The sequence below is a fragment of the Burkholderia sp. MR1-5-21 genome (genome assembly GCF_053427715.1).
The window spans coordinates 1-25,258 of record NZ_JBSAXD010000041.1 but is presented as its reverse complement, the minus strand read 5'-3'; the positions used below and the strand labels follow the sequence as shown (position 1 = coordinate 25,258).

At 59.9% G+C, this 25,258-nt stretch carries 23 protein-coding genes and 5 pseudogenes; 10 read left to right on the top strand and 18 right to left on the bottom strand.

Annotated elements, in window-relative coordinates:
- Positions 1–71: 71 nt before the first annotated feature.
- From ACV229_RS35900 to ACV229_RS35890, 3 genes and pseudogenes are all read right to left on the bottom strand, one after another.
- Entirely contained in the window at positions 72–1,496 is a 1,425-nt protein-coding gene (locus ACV229_RS35900; protein ID WP_448087810.1) for an aminotransferase-like domain-containing protein, read from the bottom strand.
- A 400-nt stretch (positions 1,497–1,896) separates the two neighbouring features.
- Positions 1,897–2,877 (bottom strand): NADPH:quinone oxidoreductase family protein, encoded by a 981-nt coding sequence (locus ACV229_RS35895; RefSeq protein WP_448087809.1) that lies wholly within the window; start codon positions 2,875–2,877, stop codon positions 1,897–1,899.
- Positions 2,874–3,188: pseudogene (locus ACV229_RS35890) on the bottom strand (AMP-binding enzyme); the annotation flags it as partial. The pseudogene ACV229_RS35890 and the gene ACV229_RS35895, both read right to left, overlap by 4 nt.
- A 6-nt stretch (positions 3,189–3,194) precedes the next feature.
- Between ACV229_RS35890 and ACV229_RS35885 the strand changes: the two are divergent.
- Positions 3,195–3,560: a hypothetical protein gene (locus ACV229_RS35885; protein ID WP_448087808.1), complete on the top strand. Its 366-nt coding sequence runs from the start codon at positions 3,195–3,197 to the stop codon at positions 3,558–3,560.
- Between the two features lie 155 nt (positions 3,561–3,715).
- On the opposite strand, the gene ACV229_RS35880 is transcribed toward ACV229_RS35885, so the two are convergent.
- Complete coding sequence (locus ACV229_RS35880) at positions 3,716–5,542, bottom strand: acyl-CoA dehydrogenase (protein WP_448087807.1); 1,827 nt, start codon at positions 5,540–5,542, stop codon at positions 3,716–3,718.
- Positions 5,539–5,943: a hypothetical protein gene (locus ACV229_RS35875; protein WP_448087806.1), complete on the bottom strand. Its 405-nt coding sequence runs from the start codon at positions 5,941–5,943 to the stop codon at positions 5,539–5,541. Before ACV229_RS35875 ends, ACV229_RS35880 begins: the two co-directional genes overlap by 4 nt.
- Before the next feature lie 261 nt (positions 5,944–6,204).
- On the opposite strand from ACV229_RS35875, the gene ACV229_RS35870 reads away from it, so the two are divergent.
- The gene (locus tag ACV229_RS35870; RefSeq protein WP_448087805.1) at positions 6,205–6,618 is read left to right on the top strand and encodes a lysozyme inhibitor LprI family protein; all 414 of its coding nucleotides are present in this window, start codon (positions 6,205–6,207) and stop codon (positions 6,616–6,618) included.
- A 632-nt stretch (positions 6,619–7,250) separates the two neighbouring features.
- On the opposite strand, the gene ACV229_RS35865 is transcribed toward ACV229_RS35870, so the two are convergent.
- Together ACV229_RS35865 and ACV229_RS35860 are read right to left on the bottom strand one after the other, a co-directional pair.
- Entirely contained in the window at positions 7,251–7,622 is a 372-nt protein-coding gene (locus ACV229_RS35865) for a hypothetical protein (protein WP_448087804.1), read from the bottom strand.
- Positions 7,623–8,678: 1,056 nt separating this feature from the next.
- On the bottom strand, positions 8,679–9,146 hold the full coding sequence (locus ACV229_RS35860) for a hypothetical protein (RefSeq protein WP_448087803.1): 468 nt from the start codon (positions 9,144–9,146) through the stop codon (positions 8,679–8,681).
- A gap of 578 nt (positions 9,147–9,724) precedes the next feature.
- Between ACV229_RS35860 and ACV229_RS35855 the strand changes: the two genes are divergently transcribed.
- On the top strand, positions 9,725–10,618 hold the full coding sequence (locus tag ACV229_RS35855; protein WP_448087802.1) for a DUF2971 domain-containing protein: 894 nt from the start codon (positions 9,725–9,727) through the stop codon (positions 10,616–10,618).
- A 20-nt stretch (positions 10,619–10,638) separates the two neighbouring features.
- Here ACV229_RS35855 and ACV229_RS35850 read toward each other — a convergent pair whose 3' ends face one another.
- The 3 genes and pseudogenes from ACV229_RS35850 to ACV229_RS35840 all read right to left on the bottom strand — a co-directional run.
- Positions 10,639–11,814, bottom strand: coding sequence for a PIN domain-containing protein (locus tag ACV229_RS35850; protein WP_448087801.1), 1,176 nt, complete (start codon positions 11,812–11,814; stop codon positions 10,639–10,641).
- 111 nt (positions 11,815–11,925) lie between these two features.
- Positions 11,926–12,264 (bottom strand): annotated as a pseudogene (locus tag ACV229_RS35845) (SOS response-associated peptidase family protein); the annotation flags it as partial.
- Positions 12,265–14,046: 1,782 nt separating this feature from the next.
- Positions 14,047–14,328 (bottom strand): annotated as a pseudogene (locus ACV229_RS35840) (DUF159 family protein); the annotation flags it as partial.
- 238 nt (positions 14,329–14,566) lie between these two features.
- Here ACV229_RS35840 and ACV229_RS35835 point away from each other — a divergent pair.
- From ACV229_RS35835 to ACV229_RS35810, 6 genes are all read left to right on the top strand, one after another.
- Complete coding sequence (locus ACV229_RS35835; protein WP_448087800.1) at positions 14,567–15,037, top strand: hypothetical protein; 471 nt, start codon at positions 14,567–14,569, stop codon at positions 15,035–15,037.
- A gap of 90 nt (positions 15,038–15,127) precedes the next feature.
- A complete protein-coding gene (locus ACV229_RS35830) occupies positions 15,128–15,544 on the top strand; it encodes a PAAR domain-containing protein (RefSeq protein WP_448087799.1) in 417 nt (138 codons plus the stop codon).
- A gap of 3 nt (positions 15,545–15,547) precedes the next feature.
- Positions 15,548–16,051, top strand: a complete 504-nt coding sequence (locus tag ACV229_RS35825; RefSeq protein ID WP_448087798.1) for a DUF4123 domain-containing protein — start codon at positions 15,548–15,550, stop codon at positions 16,049–16,051.
- The gene (locus tag ACV229_RS35820) at positions 16,044–16,511 is read left to right on the top strand and encodes a hypothetical protein (RefSeq protein ID WP_448087797.1); all 468 of its coding nucleotides are present in this window, start codon (positions 16,044–16,046) and stop codon (positions 16,509–16,511) included. Before ACV229_RS35825 ends, ACV229_RS35820 begins: the two co-directional genes overlap by 8 nt.
- A 106-nt stretch (positions 16,512–16,617) precedes the next feature.
- Complete coding sequence (locus ACV229_RS35815; protein ID WP_448087796.1) at positions 16,618–16,986, top strand: Tox-REase-5 domain-containing protein; 369 nt, start codon at positions 16,618–16,620, stop codon at positions 16,984–16,986.
- A gap of 5 nt (positions 16,987–16,991) precedes the next feature.
- Positions 16,992–17,726: an immunity 52 family protein gene (locus tag ACV229_RS35810; protein WP_448087852.1), complete on the top strand. Its 735-nt coding sequence runs from the start codon at positions 16,992–16,994 to the stop codon at positions 17,724–17,726.
- A 39-nt stretch (positions 17,727–17,765) separates the two neighbouring features.
- Here ACV229_RS35810 and ACV229_RS35805 read toward each other — a convergent pair.
- The 7 genes and pseudogenes from ACV229_RS35805 to ACV229_RS35775 form a co-directional block, all read right to left on the bottom strand.
- Positions 17,766–18,311 (bottom strand): annotated as a pseudogene (locus tag ACV229_RS35805) (DNA adenine methylase); the annotation flags it as partial.
- Positions 18,312–18,406: 95 nt separating this feature from the next.
- Entirely contained in the window at positions 18,407–19,336 is a 930-nt protein-coding gene (locus tag ACV229_RS35800) for a LysR family transcriptional regulator (RefSeq protein ID WP_448087795.1), read from the bottom strand.
- Between the two features lie 78 nt (positions 19,337–19,414).
- Positions 19,415–20,389, bottom strand: coding sequence for a quinone oxidoreductase family protein (locus ACV229_RS35795; RefSeq protein WP_448087794.1), 975 nt, complete (start codon positions 20,387–20,389; stop codon positions 19,415–19,417).
- A 750-nt stretch (positions 20,390–21,139) separates the two neighbouring features.
- On the bottom strand, positions 21,140–22,249 hold the full coding sequence (locus ACV229_RS35790; RefSeq protein ID WP_448087793.1) for an acyltransferase family protein: 1,110 nt from the start codon (positions 22,247–22,249) through the stop codon (positions 21,140–21,142).
- A 220-nt stretch (positions 22,250–22,469) separates the two neighbouring features.
- On the bottom strand, positions 22,470–23,072 hold the full coding sequence (locus ACV229_RS35785; RefSeq protein WP_448087792.1) for an RBBP9/YdeN family alpha/beta hydrolase: 603 nt from the start codon (positions 23,070–23,072) through the stop codon (positions 22,470–22,472).
- A 132-nt stretch (positions 23,073–23,204) separates the two neighbouring features.
- A complete protein-coding gene (locus ACV229_RS35780; RefSeq protein WP_448087791.1) occupies positions 23,205–23,402 on the bottom strand; it encodes a hypothetical protein in 198 nt (65 codons plus the stop codon).
- 280 nt (positions 23,403–23,682) lie between these two features.
- Positions 23,683–23,940, bottom strand: a pseudogene (locus ACV229_RS35775) (Arm DNA-binding domain-containing protein); the annotation flags it as partial.
- Between the two features lie 722 nt (positions 23,941–24,662).
- Here ACV229_RS35775 and ACV229_RS35770 point away from each other — a divergent pair.
- A complete protein-coding gene (locus ACV229_RS35770) occupies positions 24,663–24,935 on the top strand; it encodes a hypothetical protein (protein ID WP_448087790.1) in 273 nt (90 codons plus the stop codon).
- Between the two features lie 33 nt (positions 24,936–24,968).
- On the opposite strand, the gene ACV229_RS35765 is transcribed toward ACV229_RS35770, so the two are convergent.
- Positions 24,969–25,223: a hypothetical protein gene (locus ACV229_RS35765; RefSeq protein ID WP_448087789.1), complete on the bottom strand. Its 255-nt coding sequence runs from the start codon at positions 25,221–25,223 to the stop codon at positions 24,969–24,971.
- Positions 25,224–25,258: the final 35 nt, after the last annotated feature.

Below are 25,258 nucleotides of genomic sequence, written 5' to 3'. Positions count from 1 at the left end.
GTCGCGTGCTGCGAAATACGCGTCGTGAACGCGAATGCGCGGCGTGCGGTGACGCGCGCCGCGCTCGCCGTTCAGCGCGCGCAGATCGCGGCCAGCTTGCCGACCGTGATGACGGCCTGCTCGATCTGGCTCGACCATGGGCTGCTGTAGTTCAGCCGGATGAAATTCCGGTAGCTGTCGGAGATCGAGAACATGTAGCCGGGCCCGATCGTGATCCCCTGCTCGAGCGCGAGCTGATACAGCCGCATCGCATCGACCTTCGCCGGCAGCTCGATCCACAGCACGTAGCCGCCGGCCGGGCTCGAGATCCGCGTGCCCTCGGGGAAGAACCGCGACACGATCGCGCGCATCAGGTTCGCCTGCTGCGCATACGCCTTGCGGACCCGGCGCAGGTGATGCTCGTAGCCGTCGCGCTCGAGGTATTCCGCGATCGCGAGCTGCGGCAGCGACGGCGTCGCCAGCGTATTCAGGAACTTCAGCTTCTCGACCTGATCGCGGTAGCGGCCCGGCAATGCCCAGCCGATCCGGTACGCGGCGGTCAGGCTCTTCGAGAACGACGAGCAGTGCAGCACGAGCCCCTTCCGGTCATAGGATTTCAGCGTGCTCGGATGCGTATCGCCGAAATACAGTTCGTTGTACACGCCATTCTCGATGATCGGCAGATCGGCCTTCGCCGCGAACTCGACCAGCTCGCGCTTGCGCTCGTCCGGCATCTGGAAGCCGAGCGGGTTCTGGAAATTCGGCATCACCATGCACGCGGCGATCGGCTGCGATTTCGCGATCGCCGCGAGCGCCGCGATGTCGATCCCGTATTCCGGATGCGTGGACACCTCGATCGCCTTCATCCCGAGCCGCTCGATCGCGTGCAGCATCGCATAGAAGGTCGGCGACTCGACGGCGATCACGTCGCCGGGCTTCGCGACCGCCTGCAGGCACAGGTTGATCGCCTCCGTCGCGCCGACCGTGATGATGATCTCGTTCGGGTCGACCGACATCCCGTTTTCCAGGTAGCGGCGCGCGATCTGGCGCACGAGCCGCGGATGGCCGGGCGGCAGCCCTTCCGTCACGCCCCACAGCGACTTGTCACGGCCGGCGGCATACGCATACCGGTTCAGCTTTTCGAACGGGAACAGGCTCGGGTCCGGATACGGCGAGCCGAGCGGCACCGCGTCGTCGACGCCGATCGAGCGCAGCGTCGACAGCACGAGGCGGCTCACGTCGACCGATGACGAAATCGCGATCGGCTTCGACGGGCGCAGGTCGCGCACCTGTCCGTTGCCGTCGTCGCGGCGCAGGTCGACGAAGTAGCCCGACTGCGGCCGGCTTTCGAGCAGGCCGCGGCTTTCGAGCAGCAGATACGCGTGCAGGACCGTCGTGATGCTGAGCCGATGCTGCTGGCTCGCCTGCCGCACCGACGGAATCCGGTCGCCATGCCGGTACACGCCCTGGCGGATCAGACGCTCGATGTCGTCCGAAAGCTTTTCGTAAAGTTTCATCGCGCGCTCCCTGCCGTGGCCGGCTGTCGATGCGTCGCGATCCTTCCGTCCGGTTTTGCCTGTTCCATCACTGTGGGCTCTCATGAAGATGCATCCGCAAGCCCGGTATCCCGGGACCTGCGGCGCTGTGCTTTTGATGATGGAAGAGTAAAAGCAGAACAGTCGCCCGCAGGCACACACATCCTTCATGCGTGCAAGAGTACAGTTTAGCCAAGTGGCCGGGGTACGGGCGAACTGTATGTCTTACGAAATCCGGGCCGGTGCCGGATGGCTGGGGGTTCGGATCCGCAGAGGATGTCGGTCGTGCGGCGACCGGAAAGGCGTGCCGGGCAGCGTGCGCGATCACGCCCGCTTGCCCGGCGCGCGGACTTCGTCTTCGGGCCGCCGAGCGGCGCCCCGGTTACGCGTCCGGCAGGATCACCACCTTGCCCTTGACCTGCCGGTTCGCCATCCGCGCGATCGCGTCCGCCGCGCCCGCGAGCGGCACGCGCTCGGTGATCACGGGCCGCACCTTGCCCGCCGCGAACCATTCGACCAGCTGGCGCATATTGGCCGCATGCTGCGCGGGATCGCGCCGCACCGCGTCGCCCCAGAACACGCCGAGGATGTCGCGCTCCTTCAGCAGCGCGAGGTTCAGCGCGATCTTCGGAATCTCGCCGGCGGCGAAACCGACCACGAGGTAGCGGCCGCGCCAGGCGCTCGCGCGCAGCGCCGCCTCGCTGTACGCGCCGCCGACCGGATCGTAGACCACGTCGGCACCGCGCCCGCCGGTCAGCTCGTCGACACGGCGGCGCAAGTCTTCGGTCGCGTAGTCGATCGTCTCGTCCGCGCCCGCGTCGCGGCACAGCGCCAGCTTGTCGGCGCTCGACGCCGCCGCGATGACGCGCGCGCCGAACGCCTTCGCGATCTCGATCGCGGCGAGACCGACGCCGCCCGCCGCACCCAGCACGAGCAGCGTCTCGCCCGGCTGCAGGCGTGCGCGCTGCTGCAGCGCATGCAGCGACGTGCCGTAGGTCAGCACGAAGGCGGCGCCCTCGTCGAATGCCATCCCCGGCGGCAGCGCGGCGATCTGGCGCGCGTCGGCCACGCACAGCTCGGCGAACCCGCCGTGGCCGGTCGACGCGATCACGGCATCGCCGGGCCGCCACCCGCTCACGCCTTCGCCGACCGCGTCGATCACGCCGGCGAGTTCCGCACCGGGCGAGAACGGCAGCGCCGGCTTCACCTGGTACAGCCCCTGCACGATCAGCGCATCGGGAAAATTGAGCGACGCCGCCTTCACGCGAATCCGCACCTGGCCCGCGGCCGGTTCGGGCGCCGCGACGTCCTCGAGCCGCAAGCGGTCGATCGGACCGAATGCGGTACACAGCAGAGCTTTCATGCTTTCCTCCCCTCTCGTTGCGCGGCCTGGCGTGCCGCTTCCTGGTCCTGCAGCTGGCGCCACAGGATCTTGCCGCTGCCCGACTTCGGCAACGCTGCCACGAACTCGACGACGCGCGGCGCGTTGTACGACGCCATGTGCTCGCGCGCCCACGCGACGACCGCGTCCTCGGTCAACTGCCCGCGCTGCGCGTGATCGCCCACCACGACAGCCTTCACCGGCTCGCCGCGATACGGGTCGAGCGTGCCGATCACGCACACCTCCTGAATCGCCGGATGGCCGTACAGGATCGCCTCCACCTCCGCCGGCCAGTTTCAGTGAGGAATGCGACCGCGCTCGGCCGCGCGCATCTCGCGGCGCTGCCGGCCGAGCTGTTCGAGCGCTATCTGCAAGGCGCCCGTGCGAGCAGCCCGCCGGACCAATGGCCGACACTCGAAGCCGGGATCGTCGCCGCGCGCGAAGACTACGAGCGGCTGGGCTTCTGCCTGTCGCTCGGCGGCTGGATGCCGGACCTGTTCGCGGTCGGCGTGCCGATGGTGTCGGCCGATCACTCGCGCATCGTCGCGTTCAGTTGCAGCGGGCGCGTGTCGACCGTCACGCGCGACCGTCTGGTCGAGAACTTCGGCCCGCGGCTCGTCGCACTGCGCGACGAAGTGTTCGCGCGCGTCGGCGGCCATTTCTAGTCGGCGTTCAGGCATCGGTGCGGGCTCAGACCGCACTCGTGCCGCCGTCGACTGCGACGATCCGCCCGGCCATGCGTCGGCCCGCCGGCGACGCGAACGGCAGCTCGATGACTCCCTGCATCGTCAGTTCTCCGGAATGAATGCGCTGCGCATGCTCAGAACCATGCGTCGCGCATGTCGAGCGTCGTCGTGTCGAGACTCGCGAGCAGATCGAGCTGCGCGTCCACTTTCGGCAGTTCCCAGCGGAAGAAGTAGCGGGCAGCGGTACGTTTGCCGGCGTAGAAGTCACCGCTGCGCCCGTGCGCGGCGAGCGCAACGTCGAGCCACAGCCACGCGACGACGAGATGCCCGAACGCCTCCAGATAGACACTCGCGTTCGCAAGCCGCGCCTGCGGATCGCCGATTGCGCCCAGCTGGCGCGTGACGTCGCCGAGGCGCGCCCAGCGCCGCGCCAGCGCGTCGGCATGCCCGCACGCTTCGCCGTCCACGGCCTGTGCGCGCGCGACGGTCGCTGCGATACGCGCATCGAGCGCACGCAACGCGGCGCCGTCGTCCTGCCCGACCTTGCGGCCCAGCAGGTCGAGCGCCTGGATGCCGTGCGTACCCTCGTGGATCGGATTGAGACGATTGTCGCGATAGAGCCGCTCGACCGCGTAGTCGCGCGTATAGCCGTAGCCGCCGTGCACCTGGATCGCGAGATCGTTCGCCGCGAGGCACCACTGCGACGGCCAGCTTTTCGCGATCGGCGTCAGGATGTCGAGCAGGCGCCCGGCTTCGGCGCGTGCATCCGCGTCGGTCTGGGCGCGCGCGTCGTCGACGAGCCGCGCGCAGTACAGGATCAGCGCGAGGCCGCCTTCGACGTAGGCTTTCTGCGCGAGCAGCATCCGGCGCACGTCCGGGTGCGCGACGATCGGCGTCTGCGGCGAGGCGGCGTCCTTGCCGGCCGGCCCGAGCGGACGCCCTTGCGGCCGGTTGCGCGCATAGTCGAGCGCGTGCAGGTAGCCCGTGTAGCCGAGCGCCACCGCGCCCGCGCCGACGCCGACGCGCGCCTCGTTCATCATGTGGAACATGCAGGCGAGACCGTGATTGGGTGCGCCAACCAGATAGCCGATCGCGCCCGCGCGGCCTTCCGGACGATACCGGGTGCCCTCGCCGAAGTTCAGCAGGCAGTTGGTCGTGCCGCGATAGCCCATCTTGTGGTTCAGCCCCGCGAGCACCACGTCGTTGCGCTCGCCGCGCGCACCGTCGGCGCCCGGCAGGTACTTGGGCACGATGAACAGCGAGACGCCGCGCGTGCCGGGCATCAGCCGGCCGTGTTCGTCGGGAATCTTCGCGAGCACCAGGTGGACGATGTTCTCCGCGAGTTCGTGCTCGCCGCCCGAGATCCACATCTTGTTGCCGGTGAGCCGGTAGCGCGGGCCGAGCGGCGATTCGCACTCGTAGTCCGCGCGCGTCGCGATGTCGGACAGCGACGAGCCCGCCTGCGGCTCCGACAGGCACATCGTGCCGAAGAAGCGGCCTTCGAGTTGCGGGCGCGCGAACGTGTCGATCTGCGCGGCGCTGCCGTGTGCGACGAGCAGGTTCGCGTTGGCGACGGTCAGGAACGGATAGGCCGCCGTCGCGATGTTCGCGGCCTGGAAGAACAGGAACGACGCCGCTTCGACGAGCTTCGGCAGCCGCATCCCGCCGAGCGCCTCGTCATGACCCGCGGCGATCAGGCCGGCGTCCGCGAACGCGCGCACCGCGGGCGCGACCTCGGGTATCAGCGTGACGCGCTCGCCGTCGAATTGCGGCTCCTCGCGATCGCCACGCGCTGCATGCGGCGCGAACAGATCGGTCGCGATCCGCTCGCTGGTATCGAGCACCGCATCGAAGGTCTCGCGGCTGTGCTCCGCGTAGCGCGGCAGCGCCGCAAGCGCTTCGGCATCGAGCCAGTCGTACAGCAGGAACGCCAGAGCGCGGCGCGACATCAGCAGGCTCATCGTGCGGCCCTCCTGCGTGCCCGGCCCGGCGCAATGCGTCGCCCGCTTGGCATGCCCTGCGCGTCAAAGCCGGCGTACGCGCGCTCGATCGATGCATGCTCCATCACGTCTGTCTCCTGTCGGGCGGCACGATGACGTGCGGCCCGGTAGTTTCGTTTAGCGAAACTTGATAAGCGACCCAGGCTGGTTGAAACGCCGGCGAAAAATTTAGCACTGTCGTTCGCAAATCGCAATGCTTGACTGCCTGCGGACCAATTTGCATCTTCGGTAATAACTGGGCGGTTCGTCATGCCCAGTCGCGTGCTCGAATTGGCGGCCTTGCAAGTTTCGACAGATGAAACTTTGACGATGATCTGGTACTCACGAAATCGCGCTTCGGGGATGCAGCATGGATCGGGCACGCCGGCCTTTCCGACCGATCTGGCCGCAATGTCGACGCCGGTGCGCTCACATGGGCTCGGCAACTGTTGCCAACTCGAGCCCACCCTGCCCTTCTGCCGTCAACAGGGTGCTCAAAGAGAAAGCTCGCATTCGGACTGCTTCTGCTCGGCTTCCAGCGCTTTCACAGACCAGACGCCGGCCGACGAAATCTCCGCACGCAGCGGGCGGCGGCGAGTGAGGTCAACGCGTTGCTCGCCAGCTGCGATTTGCACCAGACCAGCATGAATGTCTGCGCGTGGCGCGACAGGATCGTCGCTGAGCGCGAACTGCAACAGGCCGTCGACAGACAGGCGAGCGAGCATCCGGCGCGAAAGGCCGCGCTCGAAGCAAAGATGACGAAATGGAAGAAGGCGCGCGGCGCGCCATGCGAGAAGGCGGCGCGCAACGATTGGGGCGACGGCTCGATGCGCCCGGCAGCGCTGGCAATCTTCCAGACGGAATCAACAAAGAAGATGACGAAGAAGCTGTCGGCGGCGTCTTCCCGCCAAACATACACCGATGATGCAGCAGTACCTGCGCCTTATCTGACAAAGGTCGGCGCACAAAGCTACGCTAAGACCTACGCCTGCGTTTTTTGGGAACCGGCCGTGACCGACCCAGAGCGGTTGTTCGGTGAGCGCATGTATCATCCTTGATGCGACGCAATAGCCATGCCGAGCTGCTGTTCAAGCGTCGAGTTAGATCGAGTCGGAAGTAAGTGGGCAGGTCATTCGCAGCCACCTGTCGAGCGGCACGGAAGATACCGGCAAGTTTCGCAAGGCGTCCAAGGACAGCCCTTCAGTAAAATGGATCAACGCCTGCGCGGCTGGTCGTTCAAAGCATGCCCGGGCCTGCGGTTTCAGGGGTAACAGTGGGCTATCGTCGGAGCCTAATGCCTGACGGCGAGTGGCTGCTTGAAGCACCGGATCAAAATTCAGACCCATAAAAACAGCGGTTGACGTGTCTGCTATTGCTCCTGAAGCGATTACCGCCAGAGCAATCAGTACGCATGCCTTTCGCATTGGAGCCTTCTAGTTGTCGTATCGCTAGATCCTTCGACTTTCCCTTTCGTCGACGTCGCATCTCCATAGATTGTCGACGATTTAGCCATACGCGTCGACGGTCTGTTCATGGCCGACACCGGAAGCCTGCCTTCTGAACGCGGCGACGCTCAACGCTTAACTCGGCGCCTGTTCGTAACAGTTACGTTGGGTTACATTTCTGCCTGAAGCCCATCCCAGCGTCGAGATCGTCGGCAGTAGGATGGTTGCCATCGATTCATACGACGTCACTCCTCCTCGTCGTCACTACACGGGTAGTAATTGATCGAGAGCGACAAGCGGAAATCATCGAGGACGTCCAGGAGTGTGCGAGACAACCTCACTGGAACGAAGGCGTAGTCCTTAGTTGCGAAAAAGGCTCCGACTCGCACCGTCGCATTCAACGCGCTCAACGAGGACCGGTGCGAAGCAAACGGGCCGAGAAAGTTATTCAACACTGTCTCTAGGTTCGAATCCTTCTGTTCTGAACTGTCCGTCCGAACATAGATGGTGCCATCCTTACCCCTCGTACCGAGAGTCGCCGTTGATATCCTCTGGACCAAGTCCTGCACCGCCAATTCATACTCTTTGTCAAAAGCAAGTTCGACGTCAAATTCCATGACGATCCCTCACGCATGTGATCGACAATTATAGCGACGTCAACGGCGGCCGTTGCCGGACGCTTCCGACTCATGCGGTTTCGCATGGATCATCGCAAGTTCGTTACAGCGCGATCGGCGGCACACGACCCACAGCTGACTGTCATGGCAATCCATAGCGGACGTAGAGAGCGGCGATCCGAAACCGCTTGCAATCCGAGCTCGGAAAACTAACGAGGTAGCGGCCAGTGCCATCATAGAACTCGTCGAGCGTCTCATGCATAATTAGCAAGGTGCAACACGCGCCGCTCGCATTGGTTGGTCGTCGAGATGAAAGGGTGATTTATGAAATTCTGGAGACGGTGCCTGAAAACTCTTCTTGCAATTTCGATAATATCATTTTTATCGGCAATCTACTTATCGTATTACTTTGTCAATTCGCGCCCAAAGGTATGTGATCCTTCCCAAGGCAGAGTATATCGGCACAACGTCCATGGACAGATTGCCTGCCTTAACAAAGATGAATATCACACTCTGAATGGCTTGTTTTGGATTGCCGGCATTAGTTTCATAATTTGCATTGTTATTGACAAATCCAAGGGCCCCTTCCAGTGACGAGCTTTGGGTCATTTCGAATGTTTGCGTCTAGACAGATCCAGCGAGAATCCCGGCTCGTGTAGTGTGCTGACTGTCGACGATGTGCGCGAGGGTCGACCGGCCGTTAATGGCCGCACTGCGTCCAACGGCAAAGCGCTGCAATCGTTTCAGGCAACTGCCCCATGCAATAGGCATAAGACGACCCGAAGCCGTCAGTCACGGTTCCGGAAAGCGGCCGTTCAACATTAGACAAGAGCGGCCGTCGGCTCGCATGATTGACGGGAGCGTCAGCAACGTTCAGCGCCGTGGCATACACAATTGCAAAATAGATCTATTGTTGACGCGCTAGCCGCTCTTGAATCTCTTGCGCCACGGAAAGCTCCGCGAGCAGACGACCGTCTCGATTTGCCGCGTGTCCGTTAAGAATGAATCGAAAGCGGAGGCCGTATCCGCATAGACGGTCATTGGCTTCCGTGATTGCTATAGAATCTTGCGCTCTGTAGACATACACGTCGGAGCGGTCGAGTTCGTGCACGTCGTGCGCGGATCTACGAGTAGCACCGCATCTGGCAGATGAGGGCTGTCCCCCCACGTCCAATGAGCAAGCTTGTTTCTGTCCTTTTCGTTCGTCTTCGCGATTGCGAGGATCGCCCGGAGGACACGGAGTTCTGCGTCTCGATCCTTCAGCACCGAGGCGGCCGCGGCATTAATTGCAGCGGACTTCGCGGCCTGCCCATCGAGAGAGAGGAACACTTCGGTAGCTAGCGAGTTATGGCCACCAAAAAGCTCCACAAACAGGCCGAGCATGAAGCTCTCCACGTTCGACCAGGAAGCGATCGCCTCGATCGCCAGTACCGCTAGGTCCGGATGTCTTGCGAGCGGGCGATCACCAGCATTGCCAATTGCGATGCCGGCCTCTGGCGCAACGCGCGAGAGTGGTTGAGGCATATTGTCACCTAACAGTTATTCAAACGTCGTCGGGTTTACGTGGGCAGCCGTCTAAATCGTTCAGGATGAAAGTTCCGGCGATCAATTTTCGACGATTTAGGTGGTCATGTCGAACAGCTGCTCTTGGCCGGCAGCCGCCGGTCGTGATCTCCGGTGACTGGCCGAAAGGCGAACTTCACGCTTGCACGTCAGGGCCGCTGGTAAACTCGGGCAGCCAAAGCAACTTTTCCCGGTCACATGAGCACCCAACCCACCGACGCACCTGCCAACGTCACTCCAATGATGCAGCAGTACCTGCGCCTTATCTGACAAGTCCTCGATCAAAAAGCTACGCCAAAACCTACGCTCAGGCCATTTTGGGACCGTCCGCTCCCGGCGCAAAGCGGATGCTCAACGCATTTGCAAGCAGTCGTTCACGCCTAGCGCTTATCCCAAGGCCCAATGGCCTCACATCACGCCAAAGATTAGTCGCGAGAATTTAGATGCTGCGGCCTATGCTACATTCGTCACCGAATAGCGGTTGACGCCCCATGCAGGGTTTGGCCCAATTTAGGCGACGCACGAGGAAGGGAAACGACGTGGAATCTAATCAGTTTGAAGACGATAAGCAAACCTCGTTGCTCAGGAGGGTCGGCTTCAAGTACCGCTCGGGACCTGCCGCGCTGCGCTGCCTATCTGACGGTTCGGTCTATTTCGCAAAACCATCCGAACTTAATGACTGCCTTGAAGCCAAGTTCGATCTTTCGAGTGCGGCTGACTACATTGAGCGCATGGATCGGTCGATCAGAAGTGTGGCTGAGCAGCGTGGTTGTGCTGGCGGATACGCGGTGCCGGAGGGCGAGCTTGCGTCGTTTGAAGCCAAGAACGCCCGCGATAATGCAAAGTTCTTGGAAGCGACTCAGCGAGTCGGTATCTACTCGACGGCGAGCAGGCCAGACAACCAACCCATGTGGGCCTACTACTGCGACAACTCAAAGGGCTTCTGCTTTGAGTTGGAATGGCCTGACACCGTGTTGGGCCGATACCAGATTGCCCCAGTCGGTGTGCTTTATTCATCCGAGGCACGCGTGCACAACCGCGCCGAAATCTTTGACACTTTGATCCGTGAGGAAGCTGAGTTGCATCCTGATTGGTCGATGGGCCGAATCCTTGAAGAAACTCGGTCTGACTTCTTCAGATTCCGCCTTCAGATGTTGAATAAATGCCGCGCCGTATCAATTAAGCACAGCGACTGGTCGCACGAACACGAAGTCCGGTTTGTTACTCCCCGTTCCGGCCCCTTGCCGATCATGGGCCAGCTGCTCACGCGTGTTTACTTCGTGCGTACGGATTTCCCCGAGTGGGGACCTGTAATGATGTTGCTGCATCAGCTCTACCCGAACGTTGAGCTAGTGAAGTTGACCTTTCAACATATCGAGCCATATGTGAAAGTGCAGGGCATGACCAGGAAGCTGGTGCCGATTCACGAATAGCCGAAAGGCAAACGTCGCGCTTAGCCTCCCCCGTCACCCACTCCACGATTAAAGGCTACTGCAGCCGGTTGCTCTACCAAGTCAAGCGATTCTATCGTCGCACGCGTGAGCGTTCGATGTCTCGAAAAAGTCGCGCTCCATCGAATAGAGATAACGTCCTTAGCTGGTTTCTCAACTTGCTTCCACTCTCCCGCTGATGGCTGCAAACCGAGTAGTCCAGACAGGCTACTTCTAGGCAATTGCTCGCTTAGTGTGGGTAGACCGTGACGAGCGGGACTTACAAATTCCGCAACCGTCGTTGCTGGGTTGTCTTGCCGAACACTCGGTGCGGGTACCCACATCCGAAATCCCGACCGGATCATTAAGGTCGACTCGAGATGAACTCGGTTTCCTTCTTTTGACACAAGCCTCGCATTCGAGAGCTCTTGCCCCAAAAACACGTACGTTATGCCCGTCGGCACCTGCCTCAGTCGATCACCGTGTTCAGTCCAAACTCGTTCGTGGATCCGCTCCCTTAACCATAGACTGGTCGGATCGTCAGGCTTTCCCCAAGGATAGAACCGCAGTTGTGCAAGGCGCTCAATGTCTGCTTGCGTAGCCTCGTCAACATTTGCGACGCGCAACTGAATCTCATCGTTCAACGCTTCAAGATCATCGACCACGCGCGCCCTATTGCCAGCGATTCCGCGAGCCTCGATGTGCCGCCTAACCAATTGGTCGTTGGACACCAGCACGGCAGTGTCCCCGCCTACGAGATCAGACGCTAGTTGAATAAAGGTCTCGCAAACGACAGCGTCGCGGAAGCCCTTCTCAGTCTGGCCACGTTCAAACGGAGGTTCGCGAAAGCAAGCCCGACGCATCACATCATTCCAATCCACACGCCCGGCCTCACAAGGCACTACATCAATACGCAACTCCGCGAGATTTTCGTTAATACGCGCAGCAATACGCTGTTCTACCGCGTCCTGCGTGACACCCCATTGCTGGCCAAACAGACTCTCCGCCTTTGTAACGTGTGCACTGACATTTCGAAATTCGTTCCGCATTTGAAACTCTCGCTCGCCGCGCACAATGTCCGGGATTACCCAACGAACGCCCAAATCTCCGTGATTTGAATGCCGGCCGATCAAATCACGTGCAGCACGACAAACTAGCGTGTCAAATTCCTTGTTAAAAACAGCATTGGTATCGAACACTACAGTAAGTATTCTGCGCCTGCGTGGCCTGCCACGAGCAGCCATACTTCCCCCGTTGATTGGGTATTAATCCTGGCTTTATACTACCTCCCGCACATTCGAACGAGCAAGTTACTTTGGCTCTGCGACCAGGTCGCCAGCCGGATACAGATGCAGCATCGCACGTGCTGCCTCGACATTCTTCGTGTGCAGCCATTCGTCATAGTCGACTGGCCGCAATATCACCACGGATCGCTTTTCATCGCCGGTCTTGTGCATACGCCCCATCACGGCATGGCCTTCGGCGTTGACGGTGAGCATAGACATGCCAATCAGCGTGCGACCATCGTCTCCGTCGTAGCGCCGCCAAATACCTGCGACGCAATACGGCCGCCAGTCCGTCAGCCCGATCCGCTGCCAGACGTTCCGACCTGTCTCGTAACACGGCTCGTATATCCAGCGTGCCGGTAACGGCAAGATGCATCCCATGGACGCGCACACCGCAAGGTGCCAGATATGGACGCATACCATTGTGGGTGGCCACTGGCGACGGGCAATTGTTGACCCGGATCCGTCGTTCGCTCCGGCGATACTTCGGCGGCTGCCATTGACTCAGCCAGCGTCCGCTGGCTGGGCGGAACCGGCGCTTGAGCGTCTCACGTGCACGAACGGCAAAAGATGGCGGATAGGCGAAGAAGGGAATCACCTGCTCCCATTAGCGTTGCCACATGGCCGCGACGGTGGGGAATTTGCGGCCCCATTCGCCTTGGGCGAAGGCGTCCAGGGCCGGGGCCGCCGCACGCACCTCTGGGGCCAATCTGCTAGGAATCAGCAAAAGAGGTGACAAGAACATGGTTTGCAAAAATGGGGTGGCCATAGATTTCAACACTATTAACCGGCCTCAGCACACAAGATTTCTCACAACTCCAACGCCGCAGCGATGCTGATTCGTCCCAACCATCAACCTGGGCTCCAACGCTCATGCACAGTCTTCCTGTGTCACATAAGTACTTTGTTACATGAAAGCCACCCACCTGTTTCCGACTCGAGTTTTAGCACCGGACGCCCTGGAAGCCCTCCCTGTGGAGGACCGACCGTGATCCTCAGTCCATGCCAGGACCCCGCCATCCCAAGTGCGTTGCCACTTTGGTCACTCACCACCGAGGCAGTGTATGTTGTTGCGAATACAAGGTCGCCAGGAAACAGTGCAACGCTAAAGGTAACTGTATTTGTAGTGGCATCGAAACTGCCCGTTATCGAGGGAGTGTTACCGTCGGCATCCCGCACAAAAGAGTCCTGCAGTGCTCCCGACGCCGCGTCCACGCCTACTATACCTAGGCCGATAAACGATCCGCCGTCGTTCATGTCATAAGTTCCCCTAATATCTAGCATTTTCTTCCTCCGGTAATGCATTTCACATTCGAAAATGGCCACAAAAGGTTATATTCGTAGCACTTAGATAGTAGTCGTTTACTTGCCTCACATGGCGCGCGGCCTTATGATGCCATGTTGAGAGAGATTGTATCGCCAATACAAAATTGGATTCTTCACTTGGAGCTGTTCGATCATTCTATGGCGATCAGAGCGCACCGAGCGCTGCGGTGGCGTGCAAATCGATCGCACTAAATTCGCGTCCGGATCTTCTCGCACCATTTTTATCTCCTTCCAACTACCTAGGGAGGCCAGTGGAGTGCGTTGCGAAAGGCGTGCCAGCGCTGCCCGGCCCTTGGTTGCTCAAAATAAAGACCGACGCCCCCTCGAAAACACTCGAAAACGTTTCACTGCCGATACGTGAAGGTGGAAGCAGGCTGCCGGCACGGTTGTTATGGATGCTTGTCTCACCGGCCCGCTGCAAATAAATTTCGGCGGCGTCGTCTTCAACCCTATGTTTCTATTGACTATATCGCGGCTCGCGACGCCCGCCGATGAAGTGTATGCAAGAGGCTAAAAACGTTTCGTCTGTGATCACAGAGGGATTCGACCGGTGAATACAACACACTGAATGTCCCTTATCTAGACGGAGCCGACGTTCGAATGTCCGCCTGACAGCGCGACCGAAGGCCCGCTATTGGCCGACTCCTGTCCCACGGTTCAACTGGAGGGACGGCACATCTCGCGGGCCATGTGCCATGGACGCTTGCTTGGCAAATTATGAGAAAGCAGTAGTTCCATGGACGCAACTGGAACTTGAACGAAACCAATGTCAACCTTGCCTGACACGGCTGTCCATACTCCGGCTATTTACCGTTAGGCCGGGATGAGGCAGCGCTGGCCGGCTCGCCACGACTTGCCGTACAGTCGCGACTCCCCGACTATTTCCAATCGGGCGTTGACGGTGTCGAGCTTCCTCCGCTTCTTACCGTTCTCGTCGACACGCTCCGGCTGCACGAACTTCGGCCAGAACCCGAACACGGCCTTGACGACGCCAAGGCCGCCCCCATCCGCCCACGGATCGCGGCGGTACAGAGCACCGATGCCGATCTTCGGCTCGTTGATGCCCGGATCTTCGTTTGGCGCTTTGTAGTTTGTGCACACTGCCCGCCCCCATTTTTGAGACTTGACGGCCCCATCTTACCGCGCGATAAACTGTATATCCATACAGTGTTTCACGTGCATCATGATGCTGCCCCCATTTGACCCGCCCCGGTTCGACGCTATGTCGGAATGGTGGAACACGTGCACATACGCCGAGGTTCATCGGCTGATTCTAGAGGTGCTACACCTGCGGATTACGTTGACCGAGATGAGTTCGCTTACTGGCGACGCTACGCGCATGATCGCGTACCTGGAGCAGGCCGACACATTGAGGTACACCGCGCCGCTGCGTCGTTTGGCGATCAAGATCGACAAAGAAATTATGCGAGCCGGACGAATGGGCAACCCACGTGCGCCCATCGCGCCTTTCTCCGACGAATGGCGCGCACGCGAAGCCATGAAATGCAGGCTCCACGACGTCCCCGGCGAACCGGATCCGGGCTCCGACAAGGCGACAAAGTTGCCCGAATTCCAGCGCCTGACTTGGGCGGAATTGCGCGACGCGTGGAGCGCGGCCAATTTCAAGAAAAATCGATCGCTGACGCTAGAGCAGAGCTTCGTGTTGGAAGTCGTGCATGTGCGCCGAACACTGCGACTAATGGAAAAAATGGTCTGCGCCGCCGAGCTGGAATCGAAGAAGAACGGCTCGCCCGACTTGTTCGCACTTGACCAGCTCCGCCGCATGATCGACGGCGCTCGCTTCGATTGACAATAGTTGACTGAGTGCGAGATAGCCAACGACCGACCTCTCTCCCGGAAATGGTAAATTCATACAAAAACCACACCTACGAGAGAACATATGGCCCGAGCCATGATTTGCGTCGGCGACACGACGACGCATGGCGGCCGCGTGCTGGAGGGCAGCGCGACCGCGACCATTGATGGAAAGCTCATTGCCGGCGTTGGGCACAAGGTACTTTGCCCCCAGTGCAAGGGAGTCTTTCCGATCCTGCCCGCCACGGGGCGGCAGTACTCGCATACGTTCGACGGTCGAGAAACCGCCATCGAAGGCATGAAAACCGCCTGCGGAGCGACGCTGATCGCCTCGCAGTCGTCCGCGACGTTCGACGACGTCGGATCTGGCGAAGCGACGACTGGCGGCGCAAGCGCTGCCGTCGCAGCCACTGCTGCAGCGCTCGCCCCCTCGCCGACACTCTGTCTCGAATGCCTGAAAGCTGCGGCCGAGAACGCCGCGACGATGATCGCGCGCGGGTAGCACATGACCGAAAATTCGATCGAAGCTTTCTTCTACAAGCGGCAACGGCAGTTGACCATGCAGGTGCATCTCTATGCACTTGTCGACGGCCTGCTTTACGCGAACGCAACCAATGGGGCAGCCCCTCAACGATCTCGGTCGGCCATAGCTGTATTCGACGGCACGCAGGACGCGTCACTCGCCGACGCTGGACCGTGGCTTTTTGCCTACGAGGCTGCGGCTGGCAATATCCGGCGAACTCTCTCCACAATGGCCAGCAGCTCCACCGGCGTGTCCTGGCTGATCAGCGCATATCCGATCGAATCACTCGCTGACGAGCTGCGCAGCCGCCTCGACGTACGCTTGCCGGACGGAAGCACAGCCCTGCTCCGCTTCTACGATGCCCGCATCATGGCCGACATGGCGTCGCTGATGGAATTCACGCAGCGCATGCAGTTCTTCGTCGTGACATTCGACTGGCTCGTCGAAATGAATGGAAAACTGAAGGGAGTGCACCCGCATGCTTGAGCTGACAAGCGAACAGGTCGCCGGCCTTGCTGAGATCGACGCACGCGGATATGTCGAACGCGCTCGGCAGGATCTCGTCAAAGCGGATCCGAAGCTGGCCGAAGACGGCACGCTATCCACGCGCCTCTGGAACGCATACATCGCTGCTCGACAGCTCGGCATCCAGTCCGACGAGAATGTCGCCGCGTTTCTTCGGATCGAGTCATACGCTCCGAAGTTTTACGAGAGACCTGCGACGCGCGCGTGGCTGACTCGGCCCGGACGCTCGGCCGACGAACGTTTTCACGATTACCTACGCGTCATGAAATGGCGCATCGAACATCAGGACGACAAGGGAGGGGCTGAGCATGGCGGGATTGGTGGTGCCGGCGATCGAAGCGGCGATAGTGGAACTTGGACCAGTCTAGGCTCGCGCTGGAACCGCCTTATTGGGCGGGGCCGCAGTGGCCGGGACGGCTAGTCTGTCGGGAGACACATCGAAAGATGCAAGTAAGGCGGAGCCTGCCGTCCGTGCTATACCGCGTACAGGAGAGAGCTGCAAGAAGTGTCCACCTGAGGCGGGGAGCATGCAGCGCCGCAACTGGAGCATGAGTGACAACTCCCGAGAGTATCAAGGGCGAATTACGGGGTTCCCCTATAGCGTTGATGAGGCCTGGAGCATGGAGTGGGTCTGGCAACGTGACTTCGACGGCTTTCGACCGGAAAGCTGTTTGTTGATGGAAGCGAAGGCAAAGTACGATCAGTTCTTGAACAGGGACGATGTACCGTACACCAAGACCTTTGATGACATGGAGGAGCAGGCCGCAGCTCAGGCCGCGGTTGTGGATGATCATCCTCCTGCGAGGTTGAAATGGTATTTTCAGACGGAGCGGACTTGGAACTACATGAGAAAGCCGCTTACCCGTCTTGAAGTCGAATCAGAATGGGTGCCCTGACAAACATGGAAATAGTTACGCAATTTCGTAGCCCTGCCGATTTCGCCCAGCTTGGCGATTTTGCGGCTCATCTTGTCCGTCTATGGCCGGTGGTTGAAGCCATGTCACGCGAGGACGAACGTCTAGGGCAGTGGTGGCTGAAGGCGGATACCGAGGAAGAAGCCCGTCTGTATCCCATGTATGAAGCGCCCGGCATACCTTCGACAGCCGTCTTGGCAGTCTTGGCGCAACGGTACGAAAAAAAGATGGACCTTCCTAAAGTATTTGGCTTTTGGAATGGTCAGATGGACGCGGCCGACAGCGCGAGGCTGAAGTTAGCCATCGATGCGAAGAGGCGGCCAAGCGAGGTAGAAATTGGGCTACCGGCACAGAGCGCAGTCTCGGCGGACGAGCGCAGCTATGAGGGTGTGGCGAAGATAGTGTCCGCGATGGTCTCGGTTTATGACCCGATGTATGTCTCTGTTTCACCACGAGAGTATTTTCCCCGGCAGGTGTTTGATGACAAGCCGGGCGTTGGCTGGATGCTGTATCTCCCGAAGCTCCTCACGGCTCAGCAAGTCCCGGAAGCACGCGAATTGATTCCAGTTCCCGAAGCCGGTCGGAAGCAGACCGGGACGATCATTGTGAGCGTCCCTGATGCCGTTTTTTCAGTGGACAACTCCGAACACGTCGAGGTTGCCAACCGTATCGAGATTCGGCTCGTCGACCAGGACCTTCTGCCCGCATTCACTGACCTTTAAGCACGATGCCGGCGCGAGAGTCCGCGCCGGCATCGTCGGTTAGAACAGCCCCACAGGCTGCGCAGCGTCGTCCCAACTGAAGATGATCAGTTCGTTCCGGTCGACGGCTTCGATGTAGAACCCATCGAACACGCGCCGGATATCAGGGTGATCGTTGAGACTCACAATCGCGCGCCCTTTGAGACGCCGCAGTCGCTCCGCCATCTTTTCATACTCAGCGAACGGGAACGGCACACCGTACCCCTGCGTCCCGTGATACGGCGGATCGAGATAGAACAGCGTGTGCGGCCGATCGTATCGATCGATACATGCCGCTCAATCCAAGCGCTCGATAAAGGCATTTGCCAACCGAAGATGCATTGCTGACAGTTCCTCCTTGAGACGCACGGGAATCAATCCCGGCGGGGACAAAGTCTTTGAGCCAAATGTCTGCCCTTCGAGCTTCCCACCAAAGCAACTTTTCTGCAGGTAGTAGAACCGTGCAGCGCGCTGAATATCGGTGAGCGTTTCCGTGACCGTCTGCTTCAACCAGCCGAACACCTCTCGGCTCGTAAACGCCCAATTGAACTGCCGCACGAGCTCGTCGGCAGCAGTACCTGCGCGTTATCTGATAAGGCCGCGTCACCGTAGTGACGCCAAAGCCTACGTCAACATTTCGCCCCGACGCGTCGATCGCCCCCCTACCGCACATCCCGTTGCCAGGGTGCGCCGTGCGAAAACGCTTCCTCGATCCACTCCTTGAATGCGGCTGTCGTCGCCGAGCTGTACTTGGCAGACGGGCGAACCAGATAGACGCCGGCAGCGACGTCCAACTGCCACTCCGGCAGCACCCTGATCAGATTGCCGGCATCGATGTCCTTCGTCATCAGCCAGTCGCCGCCAGCAAGAATGCCCAGTCCGAGGCGGGCCGCGGACAACAGCGCCTCATTGTCGTTGCTGATCATGCCGCCGTGCACCTTGACGGCATGCTGCTGACCATCACGCGTGAGCTTCCACTCGGGGTAGGTGTGCAGCCCCGTAAAACCGAGGCAATTGTGACCAGCGAGATCAGCGGGATCTGTTGGTTCACCATGCCGCTCCAGATAGGCGGGCGCAGCGCACAGGATGCGGCGGTGATCACACAGCTTTTTAGCAACCAGCCGACTGTCCGAAAGCTCGCCGATTCGGACCGCCGCGTCGAAACCCTCTGCGACAATATCGACGAACCTCTCGGAATACTCGACCTCCACCACCACCCCCGGATAGGCCATCGCGAATTCCGACACGATCGAACTCAGCCAGATACGCCCCATCGCTGCGGGCAATGCGATCCGCAACCGCCCTCGGATCTGCGCCGCGCCTTGTGCCGCGTCCTGCTCGGCCTCGTCGATCAAGCTAACGGCATAACGCAGACGTGTTACCAGACGCTCCCCTTCGGCGGTAAAGCGGAGCTGCCGGGTGGTTCTTTCGATCAGGCGTATGCCCAAACGGCGCTCCAATGCACCGAGCCGCTTCGAGAGCACGGTCGGATGACGTTGCAGCACCCGCCCCGCAGCAGCGAACGAGCCGTGCTCCCAAAGCGCCAGGAGCGTCGCTCGCTCGTCCGCTTGTCGACTATCGAGAAAGTCCATGCCGCTTCCGGGCCTCGCAGAACCAGTCACACAAATTTTCTGACGACGGCCTCGGCGGACACGTTTGTGACCTCACGTTCACGGTGTGAGCACGATCGCGCCTTGTGACCGGCCGCTCTCGAGATCGACGTGCGCGTCGGCCACGTCGGCCAGCGGGTAGCGACGCCAGACTCGTGGCTGGATGATACCGTCTGCAATCGCCCGCAATACCGCCTGCGCCCGCTCCTGATATTCGTCTGCTGTCGCCGTGTGTGCGGCGAGCGAGGGTCGCGTCAGGAAGAGTGAGCCCTTGGCATTGAGCGTACCGACCTCGATGGAAGGCGGCGCACCCGACGTCATTCCGAACGAAACCAGCAGACCACGGGGGCGCAGGCTGTCGAGCGACGCCTCGAAAGTCACGCGGCCGATCGGGTCGTACACGACATCGACCTTTCTGCCGTTGGTCGCTTCGGCGACTTGCGCTGCAAGCGTCGTCGGGTTGAACACCATGACCTCGTCGCAACCCGCTGCCTTTGCACGCTCGACACTCTCTGGCTTCGATACGACGCCGATCACGAACGCACCAAGGCCTTTCGCCCATGACGCCATGATCTGCCCTACCGCACCCGCTGCACCGTACAGCAACACGCTTGAATGCGACCCGACAGGATAGGTTGCGTTGAGCAGGTATTGAGCGGTTATTCCCTTGAAGAGTACGGTGGCCGCCTCGTCGAAACCCAAGTCGTCCGGAAGCTTCACGAGGCGATTTGCCGGATAGAGGCGGCCCATCGCGTACGCGCCCAGCGGACCGGTGGCATACGCAACCCTGTCGCCGACCGCAACCTCGGTCACGCCCGGTCCGATCGCGGCGACATAGCCAGCCCCTTCGAGGCCCAGACCTGACGGCAACGCGATGCGGACAGCACCCGACCGTTGACCCACATCAAGCGGGTTCACCCCGATCGCCGCCTGCTCCAGCCAGACTTCTCCCGGTCCCGGCGTTTGCACAGCAGTCTGCTCGAGGCGCAGCACTTGCGGCCCGCCAGCTTCATGGACTCTGATCGTACGTACCATCGTGATCTCCTGGTGAGTGTGCGTTGTAGTGTAATTATTCGAACGCCAATCACTAGTGGTACGAATTGCAGGTCATATCTGCACTGGGTGCAGCATTCTCCCACCGAAGTGAGGCCGGTCGCCACGTGCGTTGGCGTTGGCCAGCGTTTTCCGGACAGGTCTCTTTCGCGCTAATGCCAACCCAACATCCGGATGCAACCAGATCCCGTTGGGCGTCGCAAAACAAAAAACCCCGCAAAAACAGGAATTTTTTGCGGGGTCTTCGGACTGCCTCAGACGGCAATTTGGTGCGGGGACCGGAATGGAAAAATTCCGCCTATTCGTTGCCAGGAAACGAAGCTCCGGATTCTCGCTCAGAAGATACCAACGAAAGTACCAACAACCCGCTGGATCATCCTCACTTTTTCGTCATACCGAACCGGAAATGATTCCGAATAACCCACGGCGATCAACTTCCACTAGGCAATCGGCGAGTTCGCTTAAGATCTCTGTTCCGGGCCTGGGAGCATCTATGTTCGACCGATATTCCGTTCACGTGGTGAAAGGCCAGTTCAGCGTAGCTCAAGACTTACCCACCACCTTCCCCCCGATCGAAAAGGCACAGGAGTTCTCAGATCAAATTGAGATTGGGCCGAACGGGCGCTAATGCTGCTTACTGACGGGGAGAATCCTACACCGATCAAAATGGGAAAAGACTGCCCGCGGTGACGGCGGCCGCCATCCGCACTGCGCCCAGCTGACACCGCCGCGTCATCCTTGCGCAGCGCTGCGCGGCCCGCTTCCACTGAGGCGAGCCGACCATGCGTAGAACCGCGCGCGGCACGGTATCTCGATGACTTCGCAAATAATATGTGCGATTCCGAAGCATACGAATAAAAACCCTGCCGCAGCGGCTGCTCGACCCACGAACGTATCGCGGGCGCTCTCTATGGAGTCGAACGCCAAACAAAATACCGCGTGGGTCAGGTAAAGCGAGTATGAAATGCGGCCGAGATACTGAAACGGCCGCATATTGAGAAGCGCTGCAACAGGGCCGCGATCATCAGCCAATGACGCGATGAGTGGCGCAAATACGAGCGGCGCTGCGCACGCTAGACCCGGTAAGCGGTCCGCGTAGATAACGAACGCGACTGCAATAGCCAGCGTCGCGAGTTGCGCAACATTCCCCCGCAGCGCGCGGAATGTGCCGATGTTCCGAAACTCGGCGACCAACGCTCCCGCGAAGAATCCCGCTATGCATCGCGCCCATCCGAAGCTTATCGTCGAGGTGAAGCATTCTCCGTGGGTAAGACATTTTCCGAGATATACCGCTGCCCATACCGCGACCCCATATCCAGCGATTGCGAAACCTGCAAAAGCAGCTAGGCGAGCCTTTCCGCGCAGCGTGATGCACATCAGGCAGAACAAGAGATAGACGTAAAATTCGTCACTCGTTGACCATGCCGAGCCATTGCCCACGTAGTGATCAAACAGATTAAGCGCTTGCGTCATCGTGCCAAGAGATAATAATTCGGCAGGCGTGGGAATTTCTGGTGCGTAATAATGTCCACTTCGAGCCAGCAATGCTACGACGCTGTTATAGACTGCGTAGTGCATTAACGTCGTGACGATGAAGACCGGATACAAGCGGCCGAAACGCCTCAAGATGAATATGCGGGATTCAGCGGCGCTGTCAAGCCTGCGGCCGTACGCCGAGCAGATTACGAAGCCGCTTAGAACAAAGAACAGGTCAACCGCCAAATAGCCGTTCCGCGCCAACCCGAACCATAATTGGTGCATCGCCAGGAACATGTGGAATACGACGACGAGCAACGCAGCGGCGCCACGCAGCCCCTCAAGACTGAGATTGGTCTTCCCCATCACTGCCCCCCGTTCTTTTTGGTTTTTCGACAGCGTGGACTGAGTTATAGGAGGGAACCGCGCCAGACTCAATATCCCATAGGGAAAGCCCTGACACGACTAATCGCTAAAGCATCACGGTGCCAATTATGGTAGGCCACTCAATGAGGATCCAGCGAAATGTTTCCGGTCAGCATAAGGCCAAGAATATATTCAGCAAGGCGCAGCGCCAAAAAATTAGTTAATGAACGGGCGCGATAATATTTTCAATCGCCGCAAGCGCCTCGGCAAAACACGCAAATCCTTCACAATCAAGGAAATGGCCGCCGCCCCGTATGACTTGGGATTCCGCTTGCAAATTGGTGGAAAGCTCAATCGAAGCCACTGGCTCAACAATCGAATCGTTGTCTGAAAACAGCGAGATAATTTTCTTTGAGCGTCGGCGAATTTCAGCATAGTCCAGGGGAGCGTTCGTGAATGCGCGCAGTTCAGGCAGTGTAGATACCGCTCTGTCGAAGCCCGACACCAACACTATGCCACCGACGCAAGTGCCAGCGGGCAAAGCCAGCAAATGCCGAAGTACGGTGATACATCCGAGGCTGTGTCCAACAAGGATCGTATTTTCACCTGCAATTGGCAGAGTCTTAAGCAGAGTAGAAGCCCAATTGATCGGATCGGGTTGAAGCGAATCAGGCATTTGGGGGACGCTGACTTGCGCGCCATCATCCCGCAGCGCTTCCGCTAGCCAAGGAAACCAGTTTGCGCTCGGGGAGCCGGTGTAGCCATGCACAATCACAACGTGCTTACCTTCAAAGCGTTTCGGCTCACTTCCATTTGGATGCATTTGGAATGTACGAGGCAATACGATTTAACGGGACATCGATAATACATGCGATGCTGCAGCTCTATCCAGCCGACGAGATGGTCGCCGAGGCCGCGCCGAAGGCGTCGAGCTAGTCGGGGTCTTCGTCCCAGTCTAGGTAGGCGTCGGCGTGAAGGTCAATCTCCGCGCCGATCTCGCGCATCTTTGCGGGCACGCGCTCGAATCCCCGTCGAACAGCGCGAGCCGCGCCGCGCGGAGGAACAGGATCTGCGGCCTAAGCTCGCGCGGGATCGCGCCGCCCGTGTACTCGCGCCATTGCTCGCCGCCGGCCACGCCGAACAAGTCAGCCATCTCTTCGGCTATCCTTGAATCTCCCCTTCGAGGGCGTCGAAATGCCATCCAGACCGAAAACCCCTGTCGTGCCCGTCTACCGACAGCCGTCGGAACTCGATCGGTTGAGGCGCGAAAACCGGCGGCTCGGAGACGAGCTATTTGGCGCACGCCGGAGCCTGATCCGCCTCATGGATCAGCAGGATTTGCTGAGAGGGTACCTGGGCGTTGAAGACGATATCCAACTCGGCGCCTGGTGACGCGCGGCCTTGGCGGCCGTAATGGGCAATGCTCAGGTTCGCCCCGGCGCAGAGATGGGCGACGCACGCTGGCCGCGAGCGCTTTGCCCGCTATGCCGACAGGGTGCGCAAGGAACGCGCGACGTCCGAGGGTAGACACCAATCGCCAGCAGCTTTTGCTTACCGTGCAGCCGATAAGCCATGCGCCAGTACTTCGCGCCATTGGGCTGCACAAGCAAGTACATCCCGCCGCCGTCGGTAAGCTTGTAGGGCTTGTCCGCCGGCATGGCGTTCTTCACGGCTGTATCGGTAAGTGGCATGGCTCGTCGATGTCCGCAGATACCAACAAATTGACCTTGCGTACCAACCAATATACCAACTCTTGATCGAGATGCAATGAGCGCCAAAGAGCGGCCATGAAACAAAAAACCCCGCTAGAACAAGGTTCTGAGCGGGGTTCCGAGATTGCATGAGATGCAGAGAGATGAATCCTTGGTGCGGGGACCGGAACAGAATTATTCTCCGGGAGGCTTACCCATAAAGGCACGCAATCAATCGACGACTTTGCATGCCCCCAAAAGTGCCCCCTGAGGGTACTTGTTGCAGATCCAGCAATCGAATGACCTTACAGTACCGTGCAGGACGGCAGCGAACGAAACGCCCTCAATATAGCTCATGTTCCCGACCACTGTCCGTCTTGCTCAGGTCGACAATTGCGTCGCTTGGTGGAATCGGTGATCGCCCGCTTACCCGCCACAAAGCGCTGTAGACGATCCCAGGCCGCAAGGTACCGATGCTTCGGCGCCGCGGCCAACTGCTCGTCATGGACGACCAGCGTACGCTCGACGTCAGCCAGCTCGTCTTCGCGAGCGATTCTCCGCGTGTGGGTGCAAGGAATACCGTGGCCCGGTTGGGGTCGGCAAATGCGGGAACCTCAGCGTGATAAAGCGGCTCAGCCCAGCTGAGCGGGTCCCAGTAAACAGTGCAATCATGTGAGCGAGCTTTCCCGTCTCCTCGCGAGAAAGTACTTAGTGAGATGACGTTGACTGCCCTACTTCGCCGCGTCAAAGCCGAGAGCGATACGGTTGACCGCTTCGCGACCGCCCACGGCTTCCGCTCAAGCTTCCGGGATTGGGCGAGCGAACACGGCTACGCGCGCGACCTTGCCGAGCGTGCGCTCGCGCACACCGTTGCGAACAAGGTGGAAGCAGCGTACCACCGAACTGATTTGCTGGAGCAGCGACGTCCGCTCATGGAAGCGTGGGCGCAGCACGTCTATTCCAGCTTGCTGACACCGAATCGACAGAGGATGTGACATAAGGGATACAGGCCATCAAGCCTGTACCCTTTATCGCTTCTGGAGCCACGCAGGCATCGTGTAGGCAGTTTCGGTCTGCATCAAACCCTGCACGCGCGACACGATATGGTTGCGCTGCGAGTTTAGTTCAATATCGGGCGAACCGAGCCACGGCGCCCACGCGGAAGACTCCGGATTCGTCGCCTTCGCAGCGTCATGAGGCACCATGCCAGCGAGCATCGACACCACGGTTGAGCGCGTCGTCATTGGACGGTCCCTCGCGTCAAGGATTTTCACGATGGACATGGAGCACATGTGTTACTGCTAAAGCGGAAACAAAC